Annotated in this window: 10 protein-coding genes; 5 read left to right on the top strand and 5 right to left on the bottom strand. The window is 67.5% G+C overall.

Going from position 1 to position 12,385, the window contains the following annotated elements:
* Positions 1 to 8: 8 nt before the first annotated feature.
* The 3 genes from K9D25_RS01305 to K9D25_RS01295 are packed head-to-tail and all read right to left on the bottom strand — an operon-like array spanning position 9 to position 3,001.
* Entirely contained in the window at positions 9 to 1,334 is a 1,326-nt protein-coding gene (locus tag K9D25_RS01305) for a TRAP transporter large permease (protein ID WP_244378498.1), read from the bottom strand.
* Positions 1,324 to 1,896 (bottom strand): TRAP transporter small permease subunit, encoded by a 573-nt coding sequence (locus K9D25_RS01300; RefSeq protein WP_244378496.1) that lies wholly within the window; start codon positions 1,894 to 1,896, stop codon positions 1,324 to 1,326. The genes K9D25_RS01305 and K9D25_RS01300 overlap by 11 nt, the downstream gene beginning before the upstream one ends.
* A 10-nt stretch (positions 1,897 to 1,906) precedes the next feature.
* Positions 1,907 to 3,001 carry a TRAP transporter substrate-binding protein gene (locus K9D25_RS01295; protein ID WP_244378491.1) on the bottom strand — a complete coding sequence of 365 codons (1,095 nt, stop codon included), beginning with the start codon at positions 2,999 to 3,001 and terminating at the stop codon, positions 1,907 to 1,909.
* 305 nt (positions 3,002 to 3,306) lie between these two features.
* Between K9D25_RS01295 and K9D25_RS01290 the strand changes: the two genes are divergently transcribed.
* Positions 3,307 to 5,655: an acetamidase/formamidase family protein gene (locus tag K9D25_RS01290; protein ID WP_244378489.1), complete on the top strand. Its 2,349-nt coding sequence runs from the start codon at positions 3,307 to 3,309 to the stop codon at positions 5,653 to 5,655.
* Between the two features lie 216 nt (positions 5,656 to 5,871).
* On the opposite strand, the gene K9D25_RS01285 is transcribed toward K9D25_RS01290, so the two are convergent.
* The gene (locus K9D25_RS01285) at positions 5,872 to 7,305 is read right to left on the bottom strand and encodes an aldehyde dehydrogenase family protein (RefSeq protein WP_244378487.1); all 1,434 of its coding nucleotides are present in this window, start codon (positions 7,303 to 7,305) and stop codon (positions 5,872 to 5,874) included.
* 27 nt (positions 7,306 to 7,332) lie between these two features.
* Positions 7,333 to 7,737, bottom strand: coding sequence for a hypothetical protein (locus K9D25_RS01280; RefSeq protein WP_244378485.1), 405 nt, complete (start codon positions 7,735 to 7,737; stop codon positions 7,333 to 7,335).
* Between the two features lie 126 nt (positions 7,738 to 7,863).
* On the opposite strand from K9D25_RS01280, the gene K9D25_RS01275 reads away from it, so the two are divergent.
* The 4 genes from K9D25_RS01275 (at position 7,864) to K9D25_RS01260 (ending at position 12,377) form a co-directional block, all read left to right on the top strand.
* Positions 7,864 to 8,760: a glycosyltransferase family 2 protein gene (locus tag K9D25_RS01275; RefSeq protein ID WP_244378483.1), complete on the top strand. Its 897-nt coding sequence runs from the start codon at positions 7,864 to 7,866 to the stop codon at positions 8,758 to 8,760.
* On the top strand, positions 8,757 to 10,196 hold the full coding sequence (locus tag K9D25_RS01270) for a sulfatase-like hydrolase/transferase (protein WP_244378481.1): 1,440 nt from the start codon (positions 8,757 to 8,759) through the stop codon (positions 10,194 to 10,196). The genes K9D25_RS01275 and K9D25_RS01270 overlap by 4 nt, the downstream gene beginning before the upstream one ends.
* Positions 10,193 to 10,843: an IspD/TarI family cytidylyltransferase gene (locus K9D25_RS01265; RefSeq protein ID WP_244378479.1), complete on the top strand. Its 651-nt coding sequence runs from the start codon at positions 10,193 to 10,195 to the stop codon at positions 10,841 to 10,843. Before K9D25_RS01270 ends, K9D25_RS01265 begins: the two co-directional genes overlap by 4 nt.
* 124 nt (positions 10,844 to 10,967) lie before the next feature.
* Positions 10,968 to 12,377, top strand: coding sequence for an amidase (locus tag K9D25_RS01260; RefSeq protein WP_244378477.1), 1,410 nt, complete (start codon positions 10,968 to 10,970; stop codon positions 12,375 to 12,377).
* The last annotated feature ends 8 nt before the right edge of the window (positions 12,378 to 12,385 follow it).

The raw sequence follows: 12,385 nt of genomic DNA, 5'->3' as shown, positions 1-12,385 counted from the left end.
CGCGACCTCTACCAGCCGATCGCCTTGGGCAGCCAGGTGGCCACCGCCGGGAAGGTGAAGACGAGGGCGACCGCCATCAACTGCAGCGCGATGAAGGGAAGGACGCCGCGATAGATGTCGGCCGTGCGCACCTCCGGCGGAGCGACGCCGCGCAGATAGAACAGCGCCCAGCCGAAGGGCGGGGTCAGGAAGGAGGTCTGCAGCACGGTGGCGATCAGCGCCGCCGCCCAGACCAGATCGACGCCGGCGTTCTGCATCAGCGGCAGGAACATCGGCACGACGATGTAGCTGATCTCGATCCACTCGATGAAGAAGCCGAGCACGAAGATGATCAGCAGCATGAAGATCAGGATGCCGTCCGTTCCACCCGGCACCAGGGCGAAGGCGTCATGCACCAGCCGCTCACCGCCGAGGCCGCGGAAGGACAGCGCAAAGACCTGCGAGCAGATCAGCACGAAGAACATCATCGCGGTGATGCGCGCGGTGGACTGCACGGTGTCGACCAGCGTCTTCAGCGTGAAGCGGCCCGCAACGGAAGCGACGAGTATGGAGCCGAGCGCGCCCATGCTGGCGGCCTCGGTCGGGGCGGCAATGCCGCCGATGATCGAGCCGAGCACGGCCAGCACCAGCCCGATCGGCGGCAGGCCGACCTTGAGCGCCTTCAGCCATAGCTCCTTGCGCGGCATGGCGCGCCGCTCTTCGAGCGGGATGGCGGGCACCTTCTCCGGCCAGATGATGCCGACGACGAGCATGTAGATGCAGAAAATGCCGGTGAGCATCAAGCCGGGCATCAGGGCGGCGGCGAACAGCGTCCCGACGGATTCGCCGAGAATGTCGGCGAGCAGGATGAGGATGGTCGAGGGGGGAATGAGCTGCCCGAGCGTGCCGGAGGCGCAGATCGCCCCGCAGGACAGGCTCTTGTCATAGCCCCGCCGCAGCAGGGTCGGCAGGGTCAGCAGGCCGAGCGTGACGATGGTGGCGCCGACAATGCCGGTTGTCGCGCCCATCATCATGCCGACCAGGACGATACCCAGCCCCATGCCGCCGCGCAGGCTGCCGGAGAGATGGCCGATCACTTCCATCAGTTCGTCGGCAAGGCGCGATTTCTCCAGCATCACGCCCATGAACACGAAAAGCGGGATGGCGATCAGCGTGTAATTGGCGGTGACGCCGTAGATGCGCGCCGGCAAAAGGCTGAACAGCGTCGTGCCGAAGCCGAGCCAGCCGAAGAAGAAGCCGCTGATCGCCAGGGTGAGCGCCACCGGCACGCCGACGAACAGCATGACGAAGAAGGAGGCGATGCAGGCGATCGCCAGGATTTCATTATAGGGCATTGGCAGGCACCTGTTCCGACAACGGCGCCGGCGGTAGGCTGACGGGAGAAAGCAGGGCGGCGAGCGCGCGCGCCGTGGCGGCCAGGCTCTGCAGCAGCAGCAGCGCGAAACCCGCCGGAATCATCGCCTTGAGGATGAAGCGGTAAGGCAGCCCGCCGGGGTCGGGCGACCCCTCGCTGATCCGGTAGGACTGGCCCACATAGCGCCAGGACAGAAGGATGATGATGACCGAGAGCGCCACCACCGCGAGGGCCGAGAACAGATCGATCCCCTGCTGCACGCGCACTGGAAGCCGGGCGAACAGGATGTCCACCCGCACATGGCCTTCATGCTTGATGGTGTAGGCGATGCAGAGCAGCGTGAGCGGCGACATCAGGTGCCATTCCAGCTCCTGCATGGCCACCGAGCCGGTGTTGAAGGCGTAGCGCATCAGCACATTGCCGGCCATGACGAGGACGAGCGCGAGGCCCGTCCACGCCGCGACCCAGCCGCAGGCCTCGACGATCGCGTCGAGGCCACGGGCGCATTTTTCCAGCACGCTGGTCACGGGGGTCGAACTCATGCGCCCGAACTCACGCGCCCCGACGGATCTGGGTCTGGTACACCGCCTCCGAGAGGCCCGCCCACTGGCTGTGCTCGGCGGCGAACTTGCTGAACGAGTCGTAGACCTTCTTGATCTTGGGGTCGGAGTCGGCGAGCTGCTGCAGCGTGGTGGTGGTGACGTCGCGCAGCTTGGCGACCACCTCGGCCGGATAGGGCGCGGCGATCACGCCCTGGTTCTTCACCAGGTCGGTCATCGCCTCGCCATTGGTCGCCTCGCACCAGGTGTGGCTGAGCACGTTGCAGGCCATGGCGGCGGCGCGGACGATTTCCTTGAGGTCGTCCGGCAGGCTTTCCCAGGCGGCCTTGTTGATGACGAGCTCAGTGACGTTGCTCGGCTCGTGCCAGCCGGTGGTGTAATAGTATTTGGCCGCCTTTTGCAGGCCGAGGCGGCGGTCCTGATAGGGGCCGACGAATTCGGCCGCGTCGATCACGCCGCGCTCCAGTGCCGGGAAAATCTCGCCGCCGGGCAGCAGCTTCACATCGACGCCGAGCTGCGCATAGACCTTACCGGCGAGGCCGGGGATGCGCATCTTCAGGCCCTTGAAGTCCTCCACCTTCTCGATCGGCTTGCGGAACCAGCCCGACATCTGCACGCCGGTATTGCCGAGCGGCATCGGCACAAGGTTGAAGGGCTCGTAGAGCTCTTCCCACAGCTTCAGCCCGCCGCCATGGTAGATCCAGGCGTTCTGGCCCTGGAAGTTCAGCCCGAAGGGCACGCAGGTGAAGAACTGCGCCGCCGGCACCTTGCCCGCCCAGAAATAGGAATTCGCCGCGTTCATCTCGACCGTGCCGGAGGACACCGCGTCGAAGCCTTCCAGCGCCGGGATCAGTTCGCCGGCGGCGAAGTGCTGGATGGTCAGTCGCCCGCCCGACATCTTGCCGACGAGGTCGCAGAAATAGGTCGGGCTGCCCGGGCCGGTGACATAGAAGGGCGCGCCCGGCCCGTAGGCGTTGGTCATCTTCCAGCTGAAGCTCTGCTGGGCGCGCGCGACATGCGGCGCGGCGATAGTGGCGACGGCGGCCGTACCCGCCAGACCGGCGCCCAGGAATCCACGGCGATCCATTGTTGTTCCCCTTTGTCCGGAGGGCGCCAGAGGCGGCGCCTTGACGTTGCTGGACGCCACTAAGCCGCCCGAGCGCGGCATCGGCAATGCCCCTAAAGAGGCAGAGGGATGGCCGAAGGCGTTGCTGGAACCAGTACGAGTGCGAAAAAAATTATTCTTATTCAATATCTTGTCGGTCTATGACGAGGAATTGTGCAGTGGGGGCGACTCTCGACGCGACAAGTTTTTGTGCGCCATTCGTCAAAGTGCTTCACTGGCGATCCGGCGCCGCCTGCGTCATCTCTCCGCCCATGAGTTCCGCTGCCATGAACCGCGCCGTTCCCATCTCGATCAACGCCTTTCCCGCCTCCAAGCAGGAGGCGGCGTGGCGGGAAACGCTGGCTTCGCTCGGCCTTGCCGCGCAGCTCTCCGACACCGACGCCTTCCATTTCGGCGAGGTCTCCATCAAGCGCTCGCCGACCCAGGCGACCTTTGCCCTGCTGCGCTCGGCGGCGCAGAAGCTTACCGCCTGGGATCAGACCGCCCGGAAGGGCCGGGAGCCGGCGAGGAGCGAGCCGCCGATCCTCATCGGCTTCGTCACCTATGGGCGCGGGCATCTCACCGATTCCGGCCGGCGCGCCGCCGAATTCGCCGATGGCGACCTCTGGGTCTGCGATCCCGCCACCCCTTTCTCGGTGCAGTTCCGCAAGGATTTCGAGCTTCTGCTGCTGTGTCTGCCGCGCGAGCGGCTGGTCGGCCGCTTCAGCCGTGCCGCGACCGTGCCGACGCTGGTGCTTGGCGAAACCGTCTCGGCGGCGGCGGCGCGGCCCCTGATGCGGGCGCTGGCGTCGCATTTCGCCGTCATGGAGGACGGCGACGTGATGGCCGCCGAGCCGGCAATCACCGAACTCGTCCTCTCCGCGCTGCTGGCGGAAGCGCGGCCAGAGGAAGACAACGCCACTCAGGTGCAGGCGGCGCATTTCGCCCGCATCTGCGCCCAGATCGAAGCACGCCTGCGCGAGCCCGATCTGTCGGTGAACGACATCGCCAGCGCGGAGGGGCTGTCGGCCCGCTACATCCAGCGGCTCTTCGAGGGGCAGGACCGCTCCTTTTCCGACTATGTGCGCCATCGCCGGCTGGAGCAGTGCCGGCTCGATCTGGTCAACCCGCAGCACGCTGACCGCTCCATCGCCGAGATCGGCTTCCGCTGGGGCTTCGCGGATCAGGCGCATTTCAGCCGGGTGTTCAGTGCCGCCTACGGCATCTCGCCGCGCGACTACCGCAAATCCTCCGGCGCCACCGTGGAGACGCGGTGGACCCGAGGTCGCCCCATGCATTCCGGCGCGCGGCCCGCCCGTCCGGCGCCCGCAGCCGCGCCCGCCACCGAGGCCCCCGATGTGCCGGAGCCGGTGCGCCCGCGCGAGGTCGTCGCGCCCGGCCATCATCACCTGCCGGTGTCGCGCGAGACGGTGCATTGGGGCTATCTCTCGCGCAGCATTCCGCCCGCACTCCGGGTGCGCTCCGGCGCCCGCGTGACCATCGAGACCCTGACCCAGCACGCTTACGACGATCATGAGCGGATGATCGCCGGCGATCCCGGCGCCGAGAGCGTCTTTCGCTGGACCGCCGACTACAAGGCCGTCGACCGACGGGGGGCCGGGCCGGTCAACGCCTCGATCTTCGGGCGCGGGGCGGGCGAGGGCTTCGGCGTGCATATCTGCACGGGTCCCATCTTCGTCCACGGCGCCGAGCCGGGCGATGTGCTGGAAGTCGAGATTCTCGACCTGAAGCCGCGCCCCAGCGCCAACCCGGCCTATGCCGGCTATGCGTTTGGCTCCAACGCCGCAGCGGCGTGGGGCTTTCATCATGACGACGTACTGGACGAGCCGCGCAAGCGCGAAGTCATCACCATCTACCGCACAGATGCCACTGGCGAGAGCGGGTTCGCGGAGGCGGTCTACTCCTTCCGCTGGGCACCGCAGACCGACCCGTTCGGCGTCGTTCACGAAACCATCGACTACCCCGGCGTTCCCGTCGATCACGGACGGATCGAGAAGCGCGAGACCGTGCTCGCCGGCGTGCGCATTCCCGTCCGCCCGCATTTCGGCTTCATCGCGGTGGCACCGCGCGAGAGCGACATGGTGGACTCGGTGCCGCCCGGTTATTTCGGCGGCAACATCGACAATTGGCGCGCCGGCAAGGGGTCTTCCGTCTATCTGCCGGTGGCCGTGCCGGGTGCCCTGCTGTCCATTGGCGATCCGCATCTGGCGCAAGGCGATGGCGAGATCAGCGGCACGGCGCTGGAATGTTCGCTCACCGGCGAGATCCGCCTCGTGCTGCACAAGCGCGGGGAGACCGACAAACCCTTCCTCAACGGGCTCGGCGCGCCTTTGATCGAGACGCCCGACGCCTGGCTGCTGCATGGCTTCAGCTACACCAATTACCTGCGTGAGCTCGGCCGCAACGCGCAGTCCGAAGTCTTCAAGCGCTCCTCGCTGAGCCGGGCGCTACGCAGCGCCTTCCGCGCCGCCCGCAAGTTCCTGATGGAGCGCTATGGGCTCGATGAGGACGAGGCGATCTCGCTGATGTCGGTGGCGGTCGATTTCGGCGTGACGCAAGTCGCCGACGGCAATTGGGGCGTGCACGCGCGCATCAGCAAGGCCATCTTTCCGTAGAGCGCCGGGGCTTCGAACCAGCGCCCGGCTCGCGGGAGTGCCAAGCGCTTTACCGAGAAGCTCGCCGATATCGTCCAGCTGGTCGGGACGGAGGCGCGAGCCGGTCTGGATTTCTCGACCGATCCGGCTGCACGATCGGCCGCTTTCACCAGCGCGCCATGCCGATCGCGGCAAGCGCTTCCGCCCGCCGCGATCGGTTCCTGACCGGCCCGCGTTCTACGGTTCGCCGTAGCCGACGATGCCCTTGATTTCCAGGAAGTCCCGCAGCCCGAAATCCGCGTATTCGCGCCCATTGCCGGACTGCTTGTAGCCGCCGAAGGGCGCGAACAGGTCCCAGTCCGGATAGTTCAGATAAATGGAACCGGCGCGCAGCCGGCCGGCGACGCGGCGCGCCTCGTCGAGATCCGTGCCCTGCACATAGGCGGCGAGGCCATAGAGCGTATCGTTGGCGATGCTGATTGCTTCATCGACCGTCTCATAGGGGATGATCGACAGGACCGGCCCGAAAATCTCCTCGCGCTCGATGCGCATGCCGGGCTTCACGTCGCCAAACACGGTGGGCTTCACATAGTACCCCGTCTCAAGCCCGGCCGGCTTGCCGGTGCCGCCGATGACGAGTGTCGCGCCTTCGTCGATGCCGGCCTGAATGAGCGCCTGCACCTTGGCGAACTGGACATCACTGACCAGCGGCCCGATCTGGGTCTCGACATCGGTCGGGGAGCCGACGCGCACGGTCTCGGCGGTGCGGCGAGCGATCTCCAGCGCTTCCGCCTGCCGTGCGGCCGGCACAAGCATGCGGGTCGGGGCATCGCAGGACTGTCCCGTATTGGAGAAGCAGGCGCGCACGCCCTCGGACACGGCGGTTTCGAGATCGGCGTCCGGGAGCACGATATTGGCCGATTTGCCGCCCAGTTCCTGGGCCACGCGCTTGACGGTCGCGGCGGCGTTGCGGGCGACGTCGATGCCGGCGCGGGTCGAGCCGGTGAACGACACCATGTCGATGTCCGGATGCGAGGAAAGCGCGGCGCCGACTTCCGGCCCCGTGCCATTCACGAGGTTGAACACGCCCGGCGGGATGCCCGCCTCATGAACGATCTCCGCGAAGACGATGCCGGAGATCGGCGCGATCTCGCTCGGCTTCAGCACCATGGTGCAGCCGGCGGCGATGGCCGGCGCCACCTTGCACATGATCTGGTTGAGCGGCCAGTTCCACGGAGTGATCAAGCCGACGACGCCCACCGGCTCATGCGTCACCCGCGTGGTGCCGCGCGTCTCGTCGAACTCGAAGCGCCGAAAGGCCTCGATGGTCGCCTTGAGGTGCCCGAGCCCCGCATAGGCCTGGGAGTCGCGGGCCCGCGCGATCGGCGAGCCCATTTCGCGGCTGATCGCCTGGGCGACATCTTCGTAGCGGCGCTCATAGACCGCGAGCAGCGCCTCAAGAAGCGCGAGACGCTCTTGCTTGGACGTGAACTGGAAATCGGCGAAGGCGGCCTTGGCGGCGGCGACGGCGCGATCCACGTCGGCCTGCCCGCCGAGCGAGATGGTGGCGAAGGGCTGCTCGGTGGCGGGATCGATCACGTCGAGCGTCCGGCTGCCCGCCGGATCGACGAAGGCGCCGTCAATGTAGAATTTGAGATCGTTGGACGTCATGAAAGGCCTCGTCTCTGTGAAGGCGGCTCAGATGCCGGGCGCGTTGCGCGCCCGGCCATAGGCTATGCGTATCGAAGCACCGATCGGCCACAAGCTGTGGAACGGGAAGGCCCTCGCGGGACGCACCGGCATATCGAGGGTATCCGGCTCAGTGCCGGTTGCCCAGCGGGCGAGTTCGCCGCCCATGGCCGTCGCCATTGCGACGCTGCGGCCCTTGTAACCGATGCATGCCATGAGGCCGGGCGCCGGCGCGGTGAGGTCGGGATACGAGTCGGCTGTGATGGCGCGTTGGCCGCTCCAGCCATGTGTCCAGCGGATGTCGCCGAGAAACGCTGGCGTATGGGCAAAAACCCGCGTGCCAGCCGCCGTGGCGGCTTCGGCAAGACCACGGCTATAGGCGAACCACATTCGACAAGCGGTGGAAGGATGCACGCGGCGTGTCCTCGCTTGTAAGGCAGTACCGGATTGTGGAAAGCTCTGTGCTTGCGCGGGAAGGTTGATGGCGGCACGTCTTCAATACGCCTAAGCAAGCGAACCGCCCCTCGGAACCCGCCGGCGATGAAGATCATCTGCATCACGCAGCTTCGGAACGAGGAGCGCTTCCTCCCCGGCTTTCTCCATCACATTGCGCCGCATGTGGACGGCATTGTCGCGCTTGACGAGGGCTCGACCGACGCCACGCCCGAACTTCTTCGCGCCGAGCCGAAGGTGGTCTCGGTGCTGGACGAACGACGCCCGGCGCCGGCCCATGCGCATGAGTCGCAGAACCGGCACCGCCTGATTCTCGAAGCGGCGCGGCTGGGGGCGGACTGGGTGATCTGCGGCGATGCCGATGAGCGTTACGAAGACCGCTTCCTGCGCCGGCTGCGGCCGGTTCTCGAACGGCGCGAGGCGCGGGGACAGCCGATTCTCGCCGTGAGAATCGTCAATCTCTGGAACAGCCGCAGCGAGTATCGGATCGACGGGACGTGCGGGCCACGCTGGACGCCCCGCCTGTTCAGGATACCGCGCACCGTCACCCGGCGCCCCGATCGCATGCACCAGCCCTGGTTCCCGCCTGAGCTGGACGGTGCCCCGCGCGGGTTCGTTCCCGCCTTCCTCTATCATCTCAAGATGATCGAGCGGCGCGACCGCGAGGCCCGCCACGCCAAGTTCACGGCCGTCGATCCCGATGGCGAGCACCAGCCCGCCGGCTATGATCATCTCATCGACGAGACTGGGCTGACCTTGCGCCGCGTGCTGCCGTTCAAAAACTATGTCGACCTGCCACGCGAGGCCTGGACACCCCCGCCCGAGCCCCCGGCGCTGACGGGATGCCTGGCCGATCCCGCTTTCGTCGAACGATTCCGCATCGACACCGCCCGCCGCGCGCCGGCGGACGCAGGGGCATGGCCGCATTTCTATGGCCTCGATTTCGAGACCATCTTCGCTGAAAGGCGGGCCGACGCACGATGAGCCCTTCGCGTACCGTGCCGACCCGGCCGAAGAACCTTTTCGTCTTTCACCTCGAAAGCACATCGTGGCAGACCTTCAACGCCTTCCCCGAGGCGTTTGCGCATCTGCGCGCGCTGATGGGCGAGGCGCGCACCTATCAACGCCATTATTCCTCCGCCACCTCGACCCAGATGGTGATGTCGGCGTTTCTGCACGGCAATGATTTCGAGATGGACGGCGCGGCGGGCCTGTCGCGGCCGGTGGGCAACAATCCGAGCCTGTTCACTCAGCTTGCGGCGCGTGGCTATGAAACGTCATTCCTCTGCGCTTCCGCCTATCCCCGACTGCCGATCCTGCATCTCCTGAACGCGTCGCTGCCCGAAGCCTGGAAGACCAACGACTTCGCCACGCTGCTCCAGGCGTTCGAGCAGCGCACTGCGACAGGCCCGTTCGCGATTTATGTGTGGTGCCAGCTCCCCCATATCGAGGCGGACCTCGCCCTGGCCTCGCATGCCCGCCATCTCGACGAGCTGTTCGAAGGCAGCTGCGCCGCCACCGACACGCTGCTTGGCGCGATGCTCGAAATCCTGCGCCGCGCGGGCGCGCTGGAGCACACCACGACCCTCGTCTATGGCGATCATGGCGACGACCACGGCACCCACGGCTTCAAGAGCGGGCTGCTGCACGCGGTCGAGCCTTATCCCGCTTTGATCCACACGCCCCTCGTCATTCGCGATGAGCGTCTGCCCATCGGCAGCGATGGCCGTCTTGTCAGCACGGTCGACCTCGCTTCCACCTGCCTCGACCTTCTGGGCGTAGAGGGTGATTGGCCTTTCCCGCATTCGGGCCGCAGCCTGCTGGCCGAAGGGGCTCGCACCGTTGCCTTCGCGCAGAACCTCACCGCCAGCCAGGCCGACATGGACAGCTGCGATGTGAAGAAGGGCTTCGCGGCACTCGACCATTCCCATGCTCTGCTGGTTACCGAGCGCGGGCTGCAATTGTTCAATCACCGGCTCGATCCGGGCGGGCACCACAACCTGTTGCACCATTTCGATCGCGATACTGGCGGACACCTGGTGCCGGTCGATCTGCCGCGGCCCCAGCATCAGCATTTCAGAACGCAGCGCCATCTATGGCGGTCGGGGGCGCTGCAGGAAGACGTGGTGCGTTTGCGAGACGCGCTGCAGGCCCATGTCGCCGCCAAGAATGCCCATGCGCGGGAACGGCAGGCCGACGCCTCGACGCTTCTCGACCTCGCCGCCTTCGACAGGCTGGACCGCACCGGACGCGAAGCCTTCCTGGGCTGTGCGCCCCCGGGGCCATCGGTGGGCAGGCTTCCGCCGGCGCGGCCTTCCTCCCCGGCCGCGCCGGCAAGTGCGAGGAAGCGACCCCGCTGGAAAAAGTGGTTGCCACGCATGTTTCAACCCCGTCCGAAGCGCTCAGGGGGCCGCTCATGAAAGTCCAGGGACTCCTTCAGGCGGCGGGCAGCGGCACGCGGCTCGGGCGCGGACCGAAAGCGTTCGTCGCGCTGGCCGGGCGAACGCTGCTTGAGCGCGCGGTGGACCGCCTGCTGCCGGAAGTCGACTCCATCATCGTCGCGGTGGCGGCGGCGGATATGGAGCGTGCGCGCGCCCTCATCCGTGATGAGCGGGTCGCGTTCGTGGAAGGGGCGGCGACGCGCAGCGGCACCACGCGCCGCCTGATGGCGCAGGCGACGGCGCCCTGGCTCATCCTGCACGACGTCGTCCACCCCTTCGCCGCACCCGAACTGCTGCGCGCCCTGCTGCAGGAGGCGCATGTGAGCGGGGCCGCTGCGCCGGGCCTCGTCAATGCCGAGTTCCTGTACACCCGCAGCGGCGATCTGCTGCACCCGCCGGGCGCCGTGCTCATCGGCCAGAAGCCGGTGGCATTCCGGCGCGACGCCGCCTGTGCCGGCTATGGGAAGCTGCCGGAGGATGGGCTCGACAGCGATCCCAGCTTTCTCGACATCCTCGCGCTCGGCGGGGTTAAGACCGCCTTCGTGCCCGGCAGCGCCGTCAATCTGAAGATCACCACGCCCGACGATCTGAGGCTGGCCGAGGCGCTGCTGGCCGTAGCCGGCTGAGCGCTCCCAAACCCGTCCGCCCGCCGGTGGTTGCCGACTGTCCTCTCCTCGCGGAGACTATCGGCGCGCGGACCGTCGCTCGACCGTCGGCGCACCCGATTCCTTCCGGAGCCGTGCAGAACCAATGTCGCCTTCCCCTATGGAGCTCAGCGCGAGCGAGCTGTCCCGCCTCATCGCCACACGCGCCCTGGCGCCGTCCGAGCTGATGGAGGCGTATCTCGCCCGCCTTTCCGCCGCCAATCCCGCCATCAATGCCATCGTCTCGGCGGTCGATCCCGACGCGTTGCGGGCGCAGGCGCGCGCGCTTGACGACGCGCCGCCGCGTGGCTGGCTGCACGGTCTGCCGCTGGCGGTGAAGGACCTTGTCGCGGTGCGCGGCGTGCGCACGACCTATGGTTCGCCGCTCTACCGCGAGCATGTCCCGGAAGAGGACGATCTGGTGGCGGCGCGGCTGCGCGCGGCTGGCGCCATCCTCGCCGGCAAGACCAACACGCCGGAATGGGGGCAGGGCAGCCACAGCTTCAACCCGGTCTTCGGCGCCACGCGCAACCCCTATGACCTCACCCGCTCGGCCGGGGGATCGTCCGGAGGCGCGGCGGCCGCGCTGGCCGCCCGGCTGGTGCCGGTCGCGGACGGTTCGGACATGATGGGGAGCCTGCGCAACCCGGCAGCCTTCTGCAATGTCTATGGTTTCCGGCCGAGCTGGGGGCTCGTGCCCGCCGATGCGGTGGGCGACACCTTCCTCTCGACGCTGGCGACCGACGGGCCGATGGCGCGCACCATCGAGGACCTCGCGCGCCTGCTGGAAACGCTGGCCGGTCCCAATCCGGCCGTGCCCTTCGGCCGTGACTGTCCGACGCTAGCGGACCGCCTGGAGACCGATCTGCGCGGCCGGCGCATCGGCTGGCTGGCGGACTGGGGCGGCGCTTATCGCTGCGAGCCGGGCATTCTCGACATCTGCGCCAGGGGGCTGAAGGTGTTCGAGGAATTGGGCGCTGAGGTCGAGGCGCTGGCGCCGCCCTTTCCCGCCGAGGAATTGTGGGACGCCTGGATTCGCCTGCGCGGCTTCCTCAATGCCGGCTCCAAGGGCGCGCTGCTCGCCGATCCGCACAGCCGCGACTTGCTCAAGCCGGAGAGCCGCTGGGAAATCGAATTCGGCCAGACGGTGACGGCGGCCCAGCTCTACGCGGCCAGCGTCACCCGTTCGCGCTGGTATGCGCAGGCGGCGCAACTGTTCGACGCGTATGATTTCCTCGTCATGCCCTCGGCTCAGGTCTGGCCGTTCCCGGTGGAATGGCGCTGGCCGGAGTCCATCGACGGGCATCGCATGGACACCTATCACCGCTGGATGGAGATCGTCGTGCCGGTCAGCCTCATCGGCCTGCCCGCTTTGGCGCTGCCTTGCGGCTTCGGTGCCGGCGGGCTGCCGATGGGAATGCAGCTGATCGGGCGCGACGGCGCCGACGCGGCCGTCCTTGCTGCCGGAGAGCAGTATCACCGCGCCACCAACTGGCCGGCGGTGGCGCCCTCCTGAATGCGCGC

Source organism: Ancylobacter polymorphus (assembly GCF_022836935.1).
GTDB classification, from domain to species: domain Bacteria; phylum Pseudomonadota; class Alphaproteobacteria; order Rhizobiales; family Xanthobacteraceae; genus Ancylobacter; species Ancylobacter polymorphus_A.
Note: the sequence above shows the minus strand (reverse complement) of the source record. Positions and strands in the feature narration are given on the sequence as shown.